This is a genomic window from Variovorax sp. 10L426 (assembly GCF_056395305.1).
Genome location: NZ_JBFTJF010000002.1, coordinates 130,921 through 149,049, shown reverse-complemented (window position 1 = coordinate 149,049; position 18,129 = coordinate 130,921). Strand labels below are relative to the sequence as shown.

16 protein-coding genes are annotated in these 18,129 nt (G+C 65.1%); 11 read left to right on the top strand and 5 right to left on the bottom strand.

Going from position 1 to position 18,129, the window contains the following annotated elements; genetic code table 11:
* The first annotated feature begins 195 nt into the window (after nt 1–195).
* The 6 genes from AC1DHL_RS03375 to AC1DHL_RS03350 all read left to right on the top strand — a co-directional run bounded on the left by AC1DHL_RS03375 (nt 196) and on the right by AC1DHL_RS03350 (nt 7,076).
* Nucleotides 196–1,899, top strand: a complete 1,704-nt coding sequence (locus AC1DHL_RS03375; RefSeq protein ID WP_478160640.1) for a hypothetical protein — start codon at nt 196–198, stop codon at nt 1,897–1,899.
* 83 nt (nt 1,900–1,982) lie between these two features.
* On the top strand, nt 1,983–3,392 hold the full coding sequence (locus AC1DHL_RS03370; RefSeq protein WP_478160638.1) for an alpha/beta hydrolase: 1,410 nt from the start codon (nt 1,983–1,985) through the stop codon (nt 3,390–3,392).
* Nucleotides 3,389–3,805, top strand: a complete 417-nt coding sequence (locus tag AC1DHL_RS03365; RefSeq protein ID WP_478160636.1) for a hypothetical protein — start codon at nt 3,389–3,391, stop codon at nt 3,803–3,805. Before AC1DHL_RS03370 ends, AC1DHL_RS03365 begins: the two co-directional genes overlap by 4 nt.
* Nucleotides 3,806–3,808: 3 nt before the next feature.
* Complete coding sequence (locus AC1DHL_RS03360; protein WP_478160634.1) at nt 3,809–4,891, top strand: alpha/beta fold hydrolase; 1,083 nt, start codon at nt 3,809–3,811, stop codon at nt 4,889–4,891.
* Entirely contained in the window at nt 4,888–5,490 is a 603-nt protein-coding gene (locus AC1DHL_RS03355; protein WP_478160632.1) for an N-acetyltransferase family protein, read from the top strand. The genes AC1DHL_RS03360 and AC1DHL_RS03355 overlap by 4 nt, the downstream gene beginning before the upstream one ends.
* A 35-nt stretch (nt 5,491–5,525) precedes the next feature.
* Nucleotides 5,526–7,076 (top strand): long-chain-fatty-acid--CoA ligase, encoded by a 1,551-nt coding sequence (locus tag AC1DHL_RS03350; protein WP_478160630.1) that lies wholly within the window; start codon nt 5,526–5,528, stop codon nt 7,074–7,076.
* Here the strand turns inward: AC1DHL_RS03350 and AC1DHL_RS03345 are convergent.
* On the bottom strand, nt 7,043–7,822 hold the full coding sequence (locus AC1DHL_RS03345) for a response regulator transcription factor (protein ID WP_478160628.1): 780 nt from the start codon (nt 7,820–7,822) through the stop codon (nt 7,043–7,045). The genes AC1DHL_RS03350 and AC1DHL_RS03345 overlap by 34 nt on opposite strands.
* Complete coding sequence (locus AC1DHL_RS03340) at nt 7,819–8,814, bottom strand: haloacid dehalogenase-like hydrolase (RefSeq protein WP_478160627.1); 996 nt, start codon at nt 8,812–8,814, stop codon at nt 7,819–7,821. The genes AC1DHL_RS03345 and AC1DHL_RS03340 overlap by 4 nt, the downstream gene beginning before the upstream one ends.
* 137 nt (nt 8,815–8,951) lie before the next feature.
* Between AC1DHL_RS03340 and AC1DHL_RS03335 the strand changes: the two genes are divergently transcribed.
* Nucleotides 8,952–9,887 (top strand): LysR family transcriptional regulator, encoded by a 936-nt coding sequence (locus tag AC1DHL_RS03335; RefSeq protein WP_478160625.1) that lies wholly within the window; start codon nt 8,952–8,954, stop codon nt 9,885–9,887.
* On the opposite strand, the gene AC1DHL_RS03330 is transcribed toward AC1DHL_RS03335, so the two are convergent.
* A complete protein-coding gene (locus AC1DHL_RS03330) occupies nt 9,874–10,878 on the bottom strand; it encodes a Bug family tripartite tricarboxylate transporter substrate binding protein (protein ID WP_478160623.1) in 1,005 nt (334 codons plus the stop codon). The genes AC1DHL_RS03335 and AC1DHL_RS03330 overlap by 14 nt on opposite strands.
* A 195-nt stretch (nt 10,879–11,073) precedes the next feature.
* Between AC1DHL_RS03330 and AC1DHL_RS03325 the strand changes: the two genes are divergently transcribed.
* The 4 genes from AC1DHL_RS03325 (at nt 11,074) to AC1DHL_RS03310 (ending at nt 15,206) form a co-directional block, all read left to right on the top strand.
* On the top strand, nt 11,074–11,865 hold the full coding sequence (locus AC1DHL_RS03325) for a hypothetical protein (RefSeq protein WP_478160621.1): 792 nt from the start codon (nt 11,074–11,076) through the stop codon (nt 11,863–11,865).
* 56 nt (nt 11,866–11,921) lie between these two features.
* Nucleotides 11,922–13,331: a DUF1254 domain-containing protein gene (locus AC1DHL_RS03320; protein ID WP_478160619.1), complete on the top strand. Its 1,410-nt coding sequence runs from the start codon at nt 11,922–11,924 to the stop codon at nt 13,329–13,331.
* Between the two features lie 16 nt (nt 13,332–13,347).
* The gene (locus tag AC1DHL_RS03315) at nt 13,348–14,724 is read left to right on the top strand and encodes a DUF1254 domain-containing protein (RefSeq protein ID WP_478100103.1); all 1,377 of its coding nucleotides are present in this window, start codon (nt 13,348–13,350) and stop codon (nt 14,722–14,724) included.
* A gap of 209 nt (nt 14,725–14,933) precedes the next feature.
* Nucleotides 14,934–15,206: a hypothetical protein gene (locus tag AC1DHL_RS03310; RefSeq protein WP_478160617.1), complete on the top strand. Its 273-nt coding sequence runs from the start codon at nt 14,934–14,936 to the stop codon at nt 15,204–15,206.
* A 22-nt stretch (nt 15,207–15,228) separates the two neighbouring features.
* On the opposite strand, the gene AC1DHL_RS03305 is transcribed toward AC1DHL_RS03310, so the two are convergent.
* Both AC1DHL_RS03305 and AC1DHL_RS03300 read right to left on the bottom strand, forming a co-directional pair.
* Nucleotides 15,229–16,314, bottom strand: coding sequence for a serine hydrolase domain-containing protein (locus tag AC1DHL_RS03305; RefSeq protein WP_478160615.1), 1,086 nt, complete (start codon nt 16,312–16,314; stop codon nt 15,229–15,231).
* A gap of 874 nt (nt 16,315–17,188) precedes the next feature.
* Nucleotides 17,189–18,127, bottom strand: coding sequence for an electron transfer flavoprotein subunit alpha/FixB family protein (locus AC1DHL_RS03300; RefSeq protein ID WP_478160613.1), 939 nt, complete (start codon nt 18,125–18,127; stop codon nt 17,189–17,191).
* Between the last annotated feature and the right edge of the window lie 2 nt (nt 18,128–18,129).

The following is an 18,129-nucleotide window of genomic DNA, read 5'->3' as shown; positions in this document are numbered from 1 at the left end:
AGCTCATCCACCCGGTTCGGGTGGCGGGAAAGCCCTAGTCCTTTTGCACCCTCCGCTACCCATGGCGGGTGGGGGCTGCCAGGGCGTGCGCGCCGACCATTCCCCTGCGCGCACTTCGCTCGGCTGGAGACAACGGCATGGAGACGGGTGGCGTTCCGACTACAGCCATTCACACCACGAAACAAGGAATCCAAAGTGAAGCAGCACCTCCGTCTTGCAACGGCCCTGGCCGTCTCGGCACTCGCCGCCATGTCGGCCCAGGCCGCCACGCCGCTCAGCCAGGCGCACAACCCCTACCTCGCGCAGTCGCACAACAACCAGACGCACTGGGACGATGCCGCCTCCGACAGCACCGACATCGCCGTGCCGCGCGGCTCTTTTGAAGTCACGCCCGAGTCGGTGCAGTTGATCCCGAACGAATCGGTCGGCCTGCCCTCGATGAGCGACACCGTCGCCGGCCAGGAGATCCAGTGGTGGTGGTCGGGCTTCGGCCTGCGCAAGGTGAAGACCGAAGGCGGCAAGCTGGTCGAGATCGCGCGCACCGACATTCCGGTGAAGCTGCCCAACTTCGCGCCCGTGACCGCCGAGGAGCGCCGCGCGCAGGCCGCCGCCATCCAGAAGTTCATCGAAGCCAAGGACGAGAAGGGCCTGCTCGACTACGTGACGTCGCAACCCAACCGCATTGCGACGGCATCGTCCGACCAGGTCGCCAACGGCGCCGTGTACGCAGTGCTGACGCGTGACGATGCCTTCATCGGCTGCAACGGCCGCCAGGTGTTCCGCATCGACCAGCAAGACCCGAAGAACCCCGCATCCGGCATGAAGCCGGCGCGCTTCACCACCCTGCCCGTCTCGCTCTTCGACAACGAACGCGCCCGCGCCAAGACCCACCTGCCCGGCGACATGTCCTTCGGCCTGGGCATGACCTTCAACGGCTACCTTGTCGTCAACACGCTGGGCGGCAAGGTCGTCACGCTCAACCGCGACACGCTCGAGATCATCGACACCTACACCACCGCTGGCGCCGACGAGTCGTTCATGAACAGCTTCGCCACCGGGCCGGAGGCCCAGGGCGGCGCCGTGTACGTGGCCTCCAACACCACCATGTACCGGCTGGTGGTCGATGCCAACGGCAAGATCCACGACGACGAGGCCAGCGGCGCCTGGGCCGCGAAATACGACCGCGGCATCCAGATGCCCCCGCCGAAGATCGGCGACGGCACCGGCTCGACGCCGACGCTGATGGGCTTCGGTCCCAAGGACGACAAGCTGGTCGTCATCACAGACGGCGCGAAGAAGATGCGCCTGGTGTCGTTCTGGCGCGACGGCATTCCAGCAGGCTGGAAGCAGAAGCCCGGCACGCAGTCGCCGCGCGTCGCCGACCAGATCGAGGTCGACATGGGCCCCGGCCTGGACATCGTGCAGTCGGAGCAATCGGTGGCCGTCTACGGCGACCAGGCTTTCGTGGTCAACAACATCGTGAGCAAGGAGGAGCCGATGCTCAGCCGCGCCCCCTACTACGTCAACCTGGTCAACGGCGCCACGCGCCCCGGCCCGGTCGGCGCGGCCGGCTTCAAGTGGGACAACGGCAAGCACGCCTGGACCCAGCAATGGTCGCGCAACGACGTGTCGTCGATCTCGATCGTCCCGATGATCAGCGGTGGCAGCCACATGGCCATCATCGACGGCTACTTCGCCGGCCGCTGGGGCGACCGCCATCACATCGGCATGGACCTGGACACGGGAAAGACAGTGATGAGCATCCGCACCGGCACCAACCCGATGTTCAACGGCATGTACGCGCCGATCAAGGTCGATGCCGAAGGGCATCTGCTCTACGGCATGGCCTTCGGCATGGTGCGCATGGACACGTCGAAGATGAAGCGCATCGAGCCCTGAGCCGACGAGGTCTGTGAACTCGGATTTGCCCGCCCCCCACACCGGGGGGTGAGGCGTCGCGCAGCCCTGCGCATCCTGCGTGCATGCAGACCTCCTCCCTCCCCAAGCCCTCCCCTTCCATGAACAACGAATCGAGTCGCCTCGCCACGCGCGGCATGCCGCTGACCCTGCGCTCGCAACGGCCGGACCGTGAAGTCCGCGCCTTGCTGCGCTGGTTCAACCTGGCGCCGGGCCGCATCGAGAACCGGTCCGTGCCCACGCAGCGCAAGCTGTGGCGGCTCATGGCGCTGGCGCTGGGGCGCCGGCCGCAAGTGGCTTCGGTGACGCATCGGACGATCGCCGGCCCCGGCGGCCCGATCGAGCTGCGGATCTTCTCCACTGGGCCTTCGAAACAACTGCGGCCCGCTTTCCTGTGGTGCCACGGCGGCGGGTTCATCGTGGGCGGCCTGGATTCCGGCGATTCGATCTGCCGCAGCATCGCGCTGGCTACGAATTGCGTGGTCATTGCCGTGCGCTACCGGCTCGCGCCCGAGCACCCGCTGACGGCTGGCCGTGAAGACTTTCTCGAAGCCCTCCATTGGGTGGCGCAGTTCGGTGCCAACCTGGGCATCGACACCAGCCGCCTCGCCATCGGCGGCGATTCGGCAGGCGGCAACATCTGCGCGGCGGTGGCGCAACACACGGTGCGCCACAACGGCCCCAGGCTGAGCCTGCAGGTGCTCGCCTACCCGGCCACCGACCTGGTGGCGGAGTTTCCTTCGCTCGAAGAGAACGCGAACGGCTACCTGATCAGCGAGCGCTTGTTGCGCGGCGTCATGGCGCACATCGGCGAGATTCCCGATGCGGACGACCCCTGGCTTTCGCCGCGCCGCCAGGCCGACCTGAAGGGCCTCGCGCCCGCGATGGTCATCAGCGCCGGCTTCGATCCCATCCGCGACGACGGCCTGGACTACGCAGCCCGCCTTCGCGCTGCCAACGTGCCGGTGGACCTGCTGCACTACGCTGGGCAGATCCACGGCTTCCTCAATTTCGACGCGGTGATCGACGCAGGGCGAGATGCGCTGCATCGCATCGCCGCGGCACTGAACAAGGCCTTCAACGGCGACGCCGTGCCGGACCGCACCATCGAGGTCGCCGACAGGGTCGAGGCCCTGGCCTGGCCTATCCGGCCCGTCGCCGAACTGTTGATGACCTCGCTGACCGGCTGGGCCACCGCGGAGCGCGTCTGGCTGGCGCTGTTCGGCCGGCTCTCGGCCGCCACCGACGAGACGGCGCGCAGGCTGCTCGATTCGCGCCTCGTGCCCGGCGCGTTCCTGCGCCGAAGCGCGGCGGCGCAAGCCAATGCGCTCGAAGCACGCCAGACCTGGCCTCATGCGACCAGTCTGCAATGCGCACAGCGAAAGCCCCATGAATCCTCACCGCCTTCCGCAGGGGCGCACGCCGAGCACGGTCGTGACACACGGAAGCGGTCTCCCTACGAAAGTCCGACATGAATCCCAAGCAGATCCTCGACCCACTCTCGATGTGGCGCGAGACCATCGACCGCCTCGAAGGCGGCGTCAACAGCTTCACCACGCGCAACATGGAGTCGGAGCAGTTCTCGCAGGCGCTGGCGCTCGTGCTCCGCGCATCGCTCGGCTCGCACCATGTGTTCGACAAGAACATGGCCCGCGTGTACGAGCGCCTGGGCTTGCCGAGCCGCAGCGAGGTGGAGGCGATCGCCGCCGGCCTGCGCCGCGTCGAGGACAAGCTCGACATGCTGCTGCCGCCGCCCACGCCGGTGCACCGGCCTGCCCGCACCAAGCGCGCACTGAGCGCCCCTGCCGAATCGGAGCCGGGCAGCTCGCCTCCCGTGGCAGCCGATGCCGGTGCCGTTGTCGCGCGCATGCCGAAGCGCAAGGGATGAGCCATGAACGCACTTGCCAAGCCTGACGGCGTCTCCCTGACGCAACGCCTGACATCGGAAGTCGACCGGGCCATTCAGCGCAGCTTCAAGGGCCTCGAATACCTTGGCTCGCCCGCTCCTGCCGTCGGTACCACGCCCCGCACCCTGCTGCACCGCCGCGGCACGCTGGGCCTGTATCACTACCACCCGCAAAGCGCCGAGGTGTATCGCGTGCCGCTGTTGATGGTCATGGCGACCACCAACAAGAGCTACATCTTCGACCTGGCGCCCGGCCAGAGCCTGATCGAGTTCCTCCTACAGCGCGGATACGACGTCTACGTGATGGACTGGCATGCGCCGACCTCCGACGAGAAGCGCCTCAAGTTCGAGGACTACACACTCGACTTCATCCCGGATTGCATCCGGCGCGTGCAGGCGTACTCGGGCGAACAGGACGTCACGCTGGTCGGCTACTGCATGGGCGGTGTGCTCTCGACCATCTATGCCGCGCTGCATAACGACGGCCCGCTGAAGAACCTGGTGTGCTTCACCACGCCGATCGACTGGAAGAAGATGCCCCTCTTCCAGTCGATGGCCGACCAGCGCCACTTCGATGTGGATCGGCTCGTCGACACGCTCGGCAATGTGCCCTCGCACGTGGTGATGGGCGCCTTCGAGGCGCAACGCCCGGCCGGCCGCATCGCCGCCCAGGTGCGCCTGTGGGACAACATGTGGAACGACCAGTACGTCAAGGGCTACCGCATGATGGACCGCTTCGGTGCGGAAACGCTGCCGCTCGCGGGCGAATACCTGCGCCAGACGGTCAAGGACCTGGTCTGGAAGAACCGCCTCTGCAACAACACCCTGCGCGTCGGCGGCCGCACCGTCGACATCCACAACATCACCGTGCCGCTGCTGCACGTGACCGCGCAATACGACCACCTGGTGCCCCCTGACTGCGCTGCGCCGCTGGTGGCGCAGGCGGGCTCGCTGGACAAGGAACAAATCACGCTGCCCGGCGGACACGTCAGCCTGGTGGCAGGCCCCAATGCGGTCAAGCGCATGTGGCCGGCACTCGATCAATGGCTTGGAAGGAGATCCGAATGAACGATGTCACCACACCCCGCGCCTATCCGCGCAAGCACCTGATCGGCAACGCGACCGTCGAGGTCGAGTTGCTCGAGGTTTCGGACGGCCCCGAGATCGCCCGCTTCGTGCAGAAGCTGCCGACACACGACCTGCTCTTCGTGCGCCGCGACCTGAGCCACCCCAAGGTCGTCACCGCATGGCTCGACGCGCTGGGCGAAGGCAACATCACCAGCCTGGCGGCCCGCTCGAACAGTGAGCTGGTCGGCTGCACCGCGGTCGTCACCGACCCGCGCTCCTGGTCGCGGCACGTGGCCGAACTGCGGGTGATGGTGTCGCCCGACTGGCGCGGACGCGGCCTCGGCCGCCTCCTCATCCAGGAATGCTTTGCGCTGGCGCTCGGCCTGGGCCTGGAAAAGCTCTACGTGCAGATGACGGTCGACCAGCGCTCGGCCATCGCCGTGTTCGAAGAACTCGGCTTTCGCGCCGAGGCCGTGCTGCGCGAGCACGTGAAGGACCGCGACGGCAACACCTACGACCTGGCCATCCTCTGCCATCACGTGGCCGAGGTGCAGGCGCGCTTCGAGGTCTACGGCGTGGCCGACGCGCTGGGCGGCTGACCGCGATTTTTCCCAAACAACAACGGAGACAAACCATGCAACTCACACAAACGCTGCGCCGCACAGCGCAAATCTTCCCGCGCCGCACCGCCACGGTGTTCGGCGAACGGCGCCGCACCTGGTCCGAGACGGCCAACCGAGTCGCACGCCTCGCAGGCGGTATCGCGGCCATGGGTGTCGCGCCCGGCGAGCGCGTGATGGTCCTCGCCTCGAACAGCGACCGCTACATCGAATCCGTCTTCGCCGTCCTGTGGGCAGGCTGCGTGGTGGTGCCGGCCAACACACGCTGGGCGCAGGCCGAGCATGCCTACGCGCTGCAGGACTGCACGCCGACGCTCTTCATGGTCGACCAGGACTTCGTCGAGATGGCGCGCAAGCTGCCCGGCGTCGATGCGCGCAGCACGATCTACATGGGCGATGACGCACAGGCCGGCCTCGTCTCGTACGAGGCCCTCATTGCCGACAACGCGCCCCTGGCCGACCGCGCGGGACAGGGCCACGATATGGCCTGCATCATGTACACCGGCGGCACCACCGGTTTTCCGAAGGGCGTGATGCTGTCGCACGACAACCTGACGATGGCCACGATGAGCTTCGCGCTCGAATGCCCCTACGAGCAGGACACGGTGTTCCTGCATGTGGCGCCCATGTTCCACCTGGCCGCGATGAGCTCGATGCTGAGCTACACGGCGGCAGGCGCAACACAGGTGATTGCGCCGCGATTCGATCCCGCGCTCATCTGCAACCTGATCGCGACGGAGAAGGTGAACATGACGCTGATGGTGCCGACGATGATCGACTTCATCGACCGCTATCTGCAGGCCGTGCCGACGGACGTCAGTTCGCTGCGCAAGATGATCTACGGCGCCGCCCCCATCTCCGAAGCGCTGCTGCAACGCTTGATGAAGAGCCTGCCGAACGTCCAGCTCTACCAGGGCTACGGCCAGACCGAGATGGCCGGCGGCGTGGTGGTGCTGCGTCCCGAATTCCACGCGCTCGAAGGGCCGAATGCGCGCCTGCTGCGCGCTGCGGGCCGCTCCAGCCCGGCCACGGAGATCCGCATCGTCGACGACAACATGAACGAAGTGCCGCGCGGCACCGTCGGCGAGATCGCCGCGCGCGGTCCGACCGTGATGCTGGGCTACTGGAACAAGCCGGAGCAGACGCGCGCCGCCATCGAGGACGGCTGGCTGCGCAGCGGCGACGCGGCCTACATGGACGAAGACGGCTTCATCTTCATCGTCGACCGCAAGAAGGACATGATCGTTTCGGGCGGCGAGAACGTGTATTCCGCCGAGGTGGAGAACGCCCTCTCGCGCCATCCTGCCGTGCTGGAGTGCGCGGTGATCGGCATCCCCCACGCGCAGTGGGGCGAGGCCGTGCATGCGGAATTGCGCCTGCGAGACGGCGTCGATATCGACGAGGAAGCGCTCAACGCCCACTGCGCCGAACTCATCGCGGGCTACAAGCGTCCGCGCTCGTACAACTTCCGCAAGGATCCGCTGCCGCTTTCCGCGGCGGGCAAGATCCTCAAGAACGAACTGCGCAAGCCCTATTGGGAAGGGCGCGAGCGAGGAATCGCATAAGCGGCGGGAGCCAGCCGCTTGGAGGTGCCCCCGGAAGCGATTTGCGCGACCGGGCAAGCGCAGTGGCGATCCAGGCTGTCTACCGTGCGCACGAGTTCGACCAATGATCGGCACTGCATCTTTTCCATGGCATGCGCTCGATGGGCCTTGACGGTTCGCTCCGCCATGCCGGTCTCGTTTGCGATGACCTTGTTGAGCATGCCGCGCAGCACCCATTCCATCACCTCGCGCTCCCGGCGCGTCAGAGTGCCCCATCGAACCGATGCATCGTGGCGCAGCGTTCGTTCCGCTCGAAGGTCCGCCTCGCATTTCACGGCCTTGTCGATGGCGCTGAGCAGCGCACCGCTCGATGCCGGCTTGGCAAGAAAATCAAGAGCGCCCGCTCGCACCGCCTGAACGCAGACCTGCAGGTCACCGTGATCCGTCAGGAAAATGACGGGAAGGAGGATCCCGCGCTGCGCCATCTCCTGCTGGAGCTCAAGTCCCGTGGAGTCGGGCAGCCGGAGATCGAGCAGCACGCAGCCGGGCATCGTCTGGGGCTCGCTGTGGAGGAATTCAGCGGCGCAGCCGTAGCTCCTGACCCAATAGCTTGCCGACCGAAGCACGAGTTCCAACTCCGTGCGAAACCCTGGATCAGGATCGACGAGATGGACCGTCGGTCGCGTCAGCAGCAGCGCTGGCGGAGCGAGTTCTTGTCCGGAAGTCCAATGCGCATCGGCACTCGAGTTCGCGAATTGCATTCTCATGACTGTTCCTTCTGGTTTGATTGCGATGTATCCGCCGCGCCGCCGAACACGGTGCCCCAGTCCTCGCGGATGCTCACCACGTGGAGTCCGAGCGACCTGGCCTCGTCGAAGAGGGCTGCTGGCGGGAGGCGACCGAGCGCCTCTCCGTGGGTCGATTCGCGATGTGGATCGTCATGGCGCAGCAGCAGCGCCAATCGCGCGCCACGGCCTTCACGCGTGTAGCGGAGCATGGAGAGATCGCCATCGGAACCGCCGAAAGCGAAGATCGGCCGTTGGCCGATGCGCGCCCTGATGTTGACCACCTTGCTTTCCCGATCGTTGAAGTTGCCGATCTCGACCCGCTGTAGAACCGCAAGCCTTTGCGCCACTTCGGCGACCTCCGCCTTGAGCGCTGAACCGATCACCCGGTCGGGCTCGATTCCGTACAGGCGTCCGCTGATGCAGCGCAGAAAGTCGGCGCCCCCGGCGGTCACGATGAAGGTCTTGAAGCGCTTCCGGCGCAGAAGCGCGATCAGTTCCAGTTGTGCGACATACGCGCACCGGTGATACGGGCGCCCGAGAAAGGGGTGAATGCGTTCTTCGAACCAGGCGGAAACCGCCGACGAAAGCTCTTCAGCGTCGGACCCTGCCTCCAGCGCCAGTGTCGAAACGAGGGATTGCCACCTCGAAAAGTTCGCAATGGTCTTCAGATCCTGGTGGAGAAAAGCCTTGTACGGCTGCGTTTCCCGTAGGCTGACCGTTTGGCGGGCCAGTCGTTCGATGTGATCGAGCGCGAACAGGACTTGTACCGGAAACGGACTTTCGGGAAACAAGGTTCCGTCGTTCTCGAATACCGCGATCCGCTGTGAAACGGGCACGAACTCAGGACTTCGCGGGTCGCACACGCGTTCGACAAACTCCAGGATCGCCAGCCTGGCCGCGCCTGGCCGCCAGTTGGGCAGCAGACGTGCGTCGGCTGTAGCAAGTCGTGTCTTGGCGTTCGAGGCGCCCATCTTGAACGGATTCCATGTGGATCGATGGCGCACTCTAGGAACGACCGGCCCCTGTTCGCAAACGCGATAACCGGCGTGATAACCGACCGGCAGGGCCTGTTGCTATCCTTCCCTGGTCATCACTTCCGAGGGTCTGAATGCTTCTGCAGGATCTCGAGTACTTCTTGCGCATCGCCGAGACCGGCAGCCTGCGTCAAGCCGCGGAACTCGCGAGCGTTTCGCAGCCGGCGGTCACGAAGGGCTTGCGCCGCCTCGAAGTCGAGCTCGGACTGAACCTGGTCGAGCGTTCGGCCCGCGGAGCGCGCCTCACCGAGAACGGCCGCGCCTTTCTCGAGCGCGCGAAGCGCCTGCACGGCGACCTCAACGCCGCGCTGCGCGAAGCCAACGATCTGCGCGCCGGCACCATGGAACTCGTGCGTATCGGGCTCACTCCCGCCCTGGTCGAGCATCTCTTCGTGAGTGCCTGCGCAGAGCTGACGCGGCAATTGCCGGAGGTGCGCTTCAAAGTCCGCGTAGGGCTGTCGGACGACCTGCTGTCAGCCCTGCGACAGGGAGAGATCGACCTCATGGTCAGCGGGGTTCCGAACCCCGTGCCGCCGCAAATGGAACTCCATCCCATTGGCGACGAGACCCTTTCGATCGTGGCGCGCCAGGACCACCCGTTGATGCAAAAGCAACGCCCGACGTTGCTCGACTTGAAGAAGCACGCGTGGGTGCTTCCGCCTCGGGGGGTCTTTTCTCGCGATTGGCTGGATGCGGTCTTCATGGCTCATGAACTTCCGCTGCCCTTTGCCCGCGTGGAGTTCACGCCGACCCACGACGGATTGCTGCCGCTGGTGCTGCAATCCGATCTCCTGTCGCTGGCGGGCGAAGCCGTGTGCCGCCGCCTCTATCCGGCGGGGTTGAGGACCATTCCAGTCCAGGCGCTGCGCTGGCATCGGCAGACAGCGGCCCTGACGCGCTCGGATGCGCCACCCACACCTCTGGCGCGGCGGCTCATCGACATCATGGCCACGCTGCATGATGAGAGGCGGCCCATGGGAACGATGGCGACCGAGGTCAGCTTGCGCTGACGCCGGCCAGCGCCACGATCCGGCGCCACTTGACCATTTCCGCGCCCATGAACTTGCGAAACTGGGTGGGCGAGATCGACAGGGCAGGCTCCACCGCGTTGGCTTCATAGAAGGCTCGCACCAGCGAAGAACCATTCGCCGCTTCGTGCGCCCGGAAGAGCGTGGCGATGATGTCGGGCGGCGTTTCCCTGGGGGCCCACAGACCACCCCAGGCTTCCTGCTGGAGAAGCTCGGAGGGATGGAATTCGGCCAGCGCCGGCACGTTCGGCAGAACCGCAAGACGCTTTGCACCGACCACCGCAAGCGCGCGCAACCTCCCTTGCTGCACCGCCGGCAGCACCGCAGCCGCCACCGGGAACGCAAACTGCACTTGATCTTCGACAAGCGCGGGCAGAAGTTCCACCGCGCCGCGATAGGGGACATGGAGCACCGCCAATCCGAAGATTTTCGAGAAAGTCGCTCCCGCCAGGTGAGCGGCAGTTCCGATGCCGCCCGACCCGAAATTCATCTGCCCGGGCCGTGATCGCGCGGCGGCGACCAGTTCGTCGACACCGGTGATCGGCGACCCCGCCGCGACCACGAGGAGCGAAGGGCTGCGCCAGCTCAGGGATATCGGGGCGAAGCTGCCGAGCGGGTCGGGGGCCGTTTTCGGCATCAGGAATCTGCTGATCAACTGCGAACTCGTTCCGAACAGCAGCGTGTAGCCGTCTGGCGCGGCACGGGCCACGCGTTCGGCGGCGATGCTGCCGCCCGCGCCCGCCTGGTTCTCGATCACGACCTGCCCATCGAGCACGCGCCCCAGTTCCGGTGCCTGTCTGCGTGCAAACAGGTCAGGCGCCCCGCCCGCTGCAAAAGGCACGACCAGCTTGATGGGGCGCGCGGGAAAACGACCCGATGCGATGGACCACGAGGGGGCGAAGCCCACGCCTGCGGCGACAAGTATTCCGACGCCCAGCGATCGCCGCTCCAAAGCCCTGTGAGAGAGTTCCATGCGGGATCCTAGCTCGACTCCTCCGGGCCCAAGCCCGATCGATTGCCCGAAAGTGCAGGCGCGCTTGCCCGATGTGCCAATGTGCAGCGCGGTCCGCAACGCACAAGATCCAACCTGAATCCGTGTTCCTGCGGTCCATGGCGCTGCAGGGGCGCCGGCCAGGACACGCGAAACCTGAAAGAAAGTGAGCGTGAAATGAGGATCACGATTCTGCGGGGGCTCTGCCTGACGGTTGCGTGGCTGTCCATGGCGGCATGGGCACAGCAGCCTTCGGCCGACGACATGAATGCCGCCAACAATCCGCTCACACCGACGATCGGCGCCAATCTGCAGAACCAGTACGTCGGCCGGGCCTACGGGATGGACGACGGGGACAGCAATGCGGCCTTGCTGCGCGGGACGCTGCCGCACAAGCTGTTCGGGATGCCGCAAATCCTGCGCGCCACGCTGCCGTTGGTGACAACGCCGAACATCGCTGCGGATGGGGGCCGCTACAACGGCGTCGGCGACCTGAACCTGTTCGACTTGTTCCTGTTCAAGGAGGGCGGCGTCGAACTGGGCTTCGGCCCGCAGTTGACCGTTCCTACCGCGAGTCGCGACCAGACGGGCACCGGCAAATGGCAGGCCGGTTTTGCCGGCGTCGTCATGGCACCCCAGAAATGGGGCTTGCTGGGCGGGCTGGTGACCTGGCAGAAGTCTTTCGCCGGGGACAGCGACCGGGCGCCGCAGGACAACTTCACGGCACAGCCTTTTGTCATCTACAACCTCCCCGAGGGCTGGTACCTCCGCAGCAGTGCGACCTGGAACTTCAACCTTCGCAACGGCGACTACGCGATCCCGCTGGGTATCGGCGCGGGCAAGATCTGGAAGATGGGCAAGACCACTTACAACATCTTCGCCGAGCCGCAGTGGACCGTTGCCCACCAAGGCGACGGCCAACCTCAGTTCCAGGTGTTCCTGGGGCTCAATCTGCAGTTTCCGATGTAGCCACCCGCCCCAACCGGCGCCGTGCGCATTCCCTTCATCCTGTTGGAAAGTCACCCATGAACAGACGACACACGTGGCAGGCCGTTCTCACGGCCTTCGCGGGCTCGCTCTTCGTCCAGACCGTTTCGGCGGCCACTGCCACCCTGCCGACGCCCGCCGAGGCGCGCGCCATTGCCAAGGACGCTTATATCTATGGCTTCCCGATGGAGGACAGCTACCGCACGATGTACGCGTTTTCGATCGCCAAGGGCAATCCTGAGTACAAGGGTCCGTTCAACTCGGTGTTGAACATCGCTCGCGTGTTCACGCCCGAGGACAAGGCGTTCGTGACGCCGAATTCCGACACGCCCTACACCTTCCTCGGCCTGGACTTGCGCGCCGAGCCGATCGTCCTGACGCTCCCGGCGATCGAGAAGAATCGGTACTACGTGTTCCAGATGATGGACCTGTACACCTACAACTTCGACTACCTAGGCACACGCACGACCGGCAACGGCGGCGGCCACTTCCTCATCGCGGGGCCGCGCTGGAAGGGAACCGTGCCCAAGGGCATCACGAAGGTCATCCGGTCCGAGACGGAGATGATCAACGTCATCGGGCGCACGCAGCTCTTCGATGCCGCCGACCTCGACAACGTCAAGAAGATCCAGGCCGGCTACAAGGTGCAGCCGCTTTCCGCCTTTCTCGGCGAGCCGGCACCGCCGGCGCCGCCCGAACCGGACTGGATCAAGCCGCTCAGCCCGGCGGAGCAGCGGACCTCGCTGGAGTTCTTCAATGTGCTGAACTTCGCGCTGCAGTTCGCGCCGACGCACCCGAGCGAGAAGGCGCTGCGCGCGCGCTTCGCGAAGATCGGCGTCGAGCCCGGCAAGCACATTGACATGGCTTCGCTCCCCGACGACATCAAGGTCGCCATGCAACAGGGCATGGCCGACGGCCAGAAGGACATCGATGCGCGCCGCGCGGCGCTCGGCGGCAAGATCGACACGCTGTTCGGAACCCGCGCCTACCTGAAGAACGACTACCTCAATCGCGCCGTCGGCGCGCAGGTGGGCATCGGGGCGAATTCGAGGGAGGAGGCGCTCTATCCGATCTACGAGAAGGACGCCAACGGGCAGCCTCTGGACGGCAGCAAGAGCCGCTATACGCTGCGCTTCGCCAAGGGCCAGCTGCCGCCGGTCAATGCCTTCTGGTCGCTCACGATGTACGGATTGCCGGACCAACTTCTGGTGAAGAACGACCTGAACCGCTACCTGATCAACTCCCCCATGCTGCCCGGCCTGAAGACCGATGCCGATGGCGGACTCACGATCTACATCCAGAACGAATCGCCCGGCAAGGACAAGGAAGCCAACTGGCTGCCGGCGCCCAAGGGGCCGTTCATGCTCACGATGCGCTACTACCTGCCCAAGGCCGAGCTGTTGAGCGGCCAATGGAAATCGCCGGTGGTGGAGCAGGCCTCACCCTGATCGAAGGAAAAACATCATGATCTTCAAATCCAGGCTCGCTCTGGCCATCGCATTCTGTGCGCCGCTGTGCGCCATCGATCCTGCGGCTGCGCAGGCATCGCCGCCGGCGGCGGAGGTCCGCGCCACCGCGAAGGACGCGTACATCTACGCCTACGCGATGCTCGAGAACTACAACACCATGTACAAGCAGCTCGCCGATCCGAAGGCGCGCGAGTACGTAGGCGGCTTCGGCAAGTTCCGTCATTACGCCGAGCTGTACACGCCCGAAAACCATGATGTCGTCACGCCCAACAACGACACGCCGTACTCGTGGGCGTGGCTCGACCTGCGTGCCGAGCCCTGGGTGGTGTCCGTTCCCGCCGTTTCGAACAATCGCTACTACGTGCAGCAGTGGGTTGATCTCTTCACCTACAACTTCGCCTATGTCGGCTCGCGCGCGACGGGCAACGATGCGGGCGACTTCCTGATCGTGGGACCGGGCTGGAAGGGAAGCACGCCGCCCGGCATCAAGCAGGTGTTCCGGTCAGAGACCGACATCGTCATGACGTTGACGCGCACGGCGCTCGACGGCCCGTCCGATGTCGAAGCGGTGAAGGCGGTGCAGGCCGGCATGAAGCTGATGCCGCTCAGCAGCTTCATGAAGACCGCGCCGCCACCGGCCGCGGCCCCGGTGTCGTTCCCTCCCTACGATGCAGCCAAGGCGCATTCGCACGACTTCATCGGCTACCTCAACTTCCTCCTGCAGTTCACCCAGCCGCCGGATGCGAGCGAGGTGGATCTGATGAAGCACTTCTCGACCATCGGCATCGGCCCGGGCCGAGCTTTCGATGCCTCGAAGCTGCCGCCGGCAACGCTCGCCGCGATCGACGAAGGCGTCAAGGACGCGCAGGCGGCACTCGCCGAGAAGGCCAAGGTCACGCTGTCGTCGAACGGGCTGTTCGGCACCCGCGCCGACCTGAAAAACGACTACATGACCCGTGCGATCGCGGCCCAGAAGGGCCTGTACGGGAACTCGCTGGTGGAGGCCTGGTATGGCGGCTATGTCGGCGACGGCAGCAAGCTGTCGACGATTCACTTCGCGGCGGGCCAGTTGCCACCGGCCAAGTTCTTCTGGTCCATGACGCTCTACACGCTGCCGGACCGTTTCCTCTACGCCAACCCGCTGAAGCGCTATTCGATCGGCGATCGGACGCCCGGCCTGAAGCGCGACGCCGACGGCGGACTCACGCTGTATGTGGGTCACACATCCCCAGGCCCGGACAAGGAATCGAACTGGCTGCCGGCGCCGGACGGCAAATACAGCGCGGTCGGCCGCATCTACGGGCCTAGCGAGGCGGCGATGAACGGCACCTGGAAGCTTCCGCCTTTGGTCCCGGTGACGGCCGCGAAGTAGGTAGCTCCGTCCGGAGTGGTGATCAGGTCGCGGACGATAGCCTCTGGACACTGGAGGTGTTACAGAGCGTCAAACAGGTGCACCTCCCGCCCATGTGAGGCGTTGACTGCAAGAACGGCATCTCGCCACCTCTTGGAAGAGCAACTGTGAGCCTCAATCGTTCTGCATTCAAATGGGCTGCAACGGCTGCCTTGGTCGCCGGCTCCCTCTTGGCTGCTGCTTCGGCCAACGCCGAGGTCAATTGGTCCATCGGCATCGGCGCGCCGCTGTATTACGAAGCACCGGCACCCGTCTACGCCGCACCTCCGCCGGTCTACTACGAACCGCCCTCTCGCGTGTACTACCGTCCGCCGCCACCGGCGTATTACCGTCCTGCGCCTGTGTACTACGGACCCCCGCCGGCCTACTACGAACCGGAATACAGGGGCGGCTATCGCCATCGGCATCACGAGCGTCGGGATTGGGACGACCACGACGACTGAGACGGCCCAGACTACAAAGCAGTCATCCGGCAAGCGCGACGATCCGCCCTACGACAGTCATCACGGCATTGTTCTGCGCAGCCACGTCAGAAGGGCCGGGGTTGGTCGCCGTAGTCGTCACCGCGAGTCGAAGCGAAGGAACGATCAGCGCAAACTGCGCCCCGTAACCCCAGCCCCAAGCCACTGGGTGGCCACTCAGACTCCCCGTGAACCACAGGTAGCCATAGCCGGTCTTTTGCATGGGCGCTGCGCTCCATGAGGTCGGCACATGAAAGCTCGTGCTGTTCTTGACCCATTCCGCCGGCACGACCTGTTTATCACCCCATCGACCGTCGTTGGCCATCGTCCAGGCGATCTTGGCCAGGTCTCGGGCGCGCAACCGAAGGCCTCTGTAGCTCATGAAGTTCCCTGCCTTGTCGCGGGCGCCCTCGACGCGATCGATGCCCAATGGGCCGAGAAGGTCGCGCTGCGCAAGTTGCTCGACAGGCATTCCTTGCGCATGAACAAGGATGGGAGAAAGCAAGGAAATTGCGGCGTCGTTGTAGACCCACTTTCCGGCCTTCTGCGCATCGACTGGAAGTCCCAGTGCGAAGGCGACGGGATCGTCTGCGGCCTCCAAGGCGCGCATCTGGGTTCGATAGTCATAGACCAGACCCGAGGTGTCGGTGAGGATTTGTTCGAGCGTGATCGAATGTGAAGCCGCGCCGGGCGCCTTCGCTGCTGCCGCCGGCAGGAGACTGTCGACGGTCTCCGAGACGCTCTTGATCTTTCCTTGCTGGATCGCGCTACCGACAAGCATCGAGGCAACGCTCTTCGTGACCGAATTGACGCTCTGCAGATCGGAAGCCGAAGCGCCTCCGTAGTATTGTTCCCCGACGAGAGAACCATTCTTGACGACGAGAACACTTTTCAGAGCGCTCACGGAGCGAGCATCGTCCAGGATCTTCTGAAGAGACGCCTTGTCAATGCCATCCTCTCCCTTTGGGCCGACAACCCAGTGGTCGGAGGTTTCGGCAGCGAGATTCGAGGTGAGCGGCGCCAGCGCTCCCAGTGCGACCGCCAGGCTGCCGGAGACGAATTCGCGGCGTGATGTCGTCTTTTTCTGCATGGTCGTCCTTCTGTGAAGCGCAGCAGCGTCGCTGGACGCACTCAGGCGTCGAGCGACGGCTTGTGTGGCCGGATTCTGCCGCAGCGTCCTGCAATGGCTAGTTCAAAGATGCGTGTCGATACTCGGCGTATGCAGTGGGGCGGAAATCGCCAACCGGCACGGTTCGCTCTCCATCTGAAAGGACGACGCGGACGTTGGCCTCCTTGAGCATCCAGCAGCCACGGGCTGTCTGTCCATCCCAAGTCGCCAGGAAACAAACCCGACCCGGCGCGGGGCACTCGCCCTGGGCATCGGTCAGTTGCAATAGACGAACCGGGCTTCCATCCGCCACGAAGAGGACGCTTGGCGTGAGGTCGCAGCCGGCAACACAAGCGCAGCAGACGAAAACGACAGGCCACAACGATGGGCTGCCAGCCTGGCCTGGGTTCACCCGCGGCGGCTGGAACAAGCACGTCAGAGAATTGAGATTGAACATGATTCAGGTCCAAAAATGCAAAAAGGCAACGAGTCGAACTCGTTGCCTTTGAGGGGGCGTCTGGCGAAGTGAGCGGGCTAACTGCCCAACATGATTCGACCGCGCTGCTCAAAGGCAACGAAGGTGCGAAAGCTCGAAATCGACAAGTGCATGGACACGATGAATGCGTTCAATGTGACAGGTGGAGGCAGTCTAGGCCGACGGCAGGTACTTGTCTACGTGAAAATTACCTCGCGGAAGGCAGCGATGAGCGTCGCGTTCCCCATGAGGGACTTTCGGCTCGGCACGAATGACTGCGCGTCCAGCGCCCCCGCGCCCTGATTGCGATGCGCGCGCCGCAGCCGCGGCGCGTACTTCGAGAAGGCATTGCCGAAGAAGTGCCATGGCCGGTTCTCCGGATCAGAGTGCGCCAGCGAGTTCCGGCACCGCAGCGAACAGGTCCGCTTCGAGGCCGTAGTCCGCCACGCTGAAGATCGGCGCTTCCGGATCCTTGTTGATCGCAACGATGACCTTCGAATCCTTCATGCCGGCCAGGTGCTGGATCGCACCGCTGATGCCGGCCGCGATGTAGAGCGAAGGCGCGACGACCTTGCCGGTCTGGCCGACTTGCAGATCGTTCGGCGCGTAGCCTGCGTCCACTGCGGCGCGGCTCGCACCCAGTGCGGCGCCGAGCTTGTCGGCCAGCGGCGTGAGCACTTCGTTGAACTTCTCGCTTGAGCCGAGTGCACGGCCGCCCGAGACCACGATCTTCGCCGCGGTGAGTTCGGGCCGATCGTTCTTCGTCACCTCGCGGGACACGAGGATGGAAGCGCCCGTGTCGGCAACGGGCGCGACAGACTCGACGACGGCGCTGCCACCGCTGGCTGCCGCTGCATCGAAGCCGGTGGTGCGCACGGTGAGCACCTTCACGGCATCGACGCAGTGCACGGTGGCAACCGCATTGCCGGCGTAGATCGGACGCTCGAAGGTGTCGGGCGACACGACGCGCGAGACTTCGGACACCTGGGCCACATCGAGCTTCGCAGCGACGCGCGGCGCAACGTTCTTGCCGTGCGCGGTGGCCGGGAATACCAGGTGCGTGTAGCCACCGGCCACGGCCATGGCCAGCACCTGCGCCGCCATGTTCTCCACGAGTTGCTCTGCAAACTGCGCGCCGTCGGCATGCAGCACCTTGGCGACGCCAGCGACTTGCGCAGCGGCTTGTGCGGCGCCGCCGGCGTTGTGCCCGGCCACCAGCACATGGACATCACCGCCGCAAGCCACGGCAGCGGTCACGGTATTGAGGGTGGCGCTCTTCAGGGCGCCGTGGTCGTGTTCAGCAATGACAAGTACGGTCATGA

Coding starts and splice junctions, on each gene's coding strand:
- AC1DHL_RS03370 (WP_478160638.1), top strand. CDS start 1,983: ATGCAGACCTCCTCCCTCCCCAAGCCCTCCCCTTCCATGAACAACGAA.
- AC1DHL_RS03365 (WP_478160636.1), top strand. CDS start 3,389: ATGAATCCCAAGCAGATCCTCGACCCACTCTCGATGTGGCGCGAGACC.
- AC1DHL_RS03360 (WP_478160634.1), top strand. CDS start 3,809: ATGAACGCACTTGCCAAGCCTGACGGCGTCTCCCTGACGCAACGCCTG.
- AC1DHL_RS03355 (WP_478160632.1), top strand. CDS start 4,888: ATGAACGATGTCACCACACCCCGCGCCTATCCGCGCAAGCACCTGATC.
- AC1DHL_RS03350 (WP_478160630.1), top strand. CDS start 5,526: ATGCAACTCACACAAACGCTGCGCCGCACAGCGCAAATCTTCCCGCGC.
- AC1DHL_RS03345 (WP_478160628.1), bottom strand. CDS start 7,822: ATGAGAATGCAATTCGCGAACTCGAGTGCCGATGCGCATTGGACTTCC.
- AC1DHL_RS03340 (WP_478160627.1), bottom strand. CDS start 8,814: ATGGGCGCCTCGAACGCCAAGACACGACTTGCTACAGCCGACGCACGT.
- AC1DHL_RS03335 (WP_478160625.1), top strand. CDS start 8,952: ATGCTTCTGCAGGATCTCGAGTACTTCTTGCGCATCGCCGAGACCGGC.
- AC1DHL_RS03330 (WP_478160623.1), bottom strand. CDS start 10,878: ATGGAACTCTCTCACAGGGCTTTGGAGCGGCGATCGCTGGGCGTCGGA.
- AC1DHL_RS03325 (WP_478160621.1), top strand. CDS start 11,074: ATGAGGATCACGATTCTGCGGGGGCTCTGCCTGACGGTTGCGTGGCTG.
- AC1DHL_RS03320 (WP_478160619.1), top strand. CDS start 11,922: ATGAACAGACGACACACGTGGCAGGCCGTTCTCACGGCCTTCGCGGGC.
- AC1DHL_RS03315 (WP_478100103.1), top strand. CDS start 13,348: ATGATCTTCAAATCCAGGCTCGCTCTGGCCATCGCATTCTGTGCGCCG.
- AC1DHL_RS03305 (WP_478160615.1), bottom strand. CDS start 16,314: ATGCAGAAAAAGACGACATCACGCCGCGAATTCGTCTCCGGCAGCCTG.
- AC1DHL_RS03300 (WP_478160613.1), bottom strand. CDS start 18,127: ATGACCGTACTTGTCATTGCTGAACACGACCACGGCGCCCTGAAGAGC.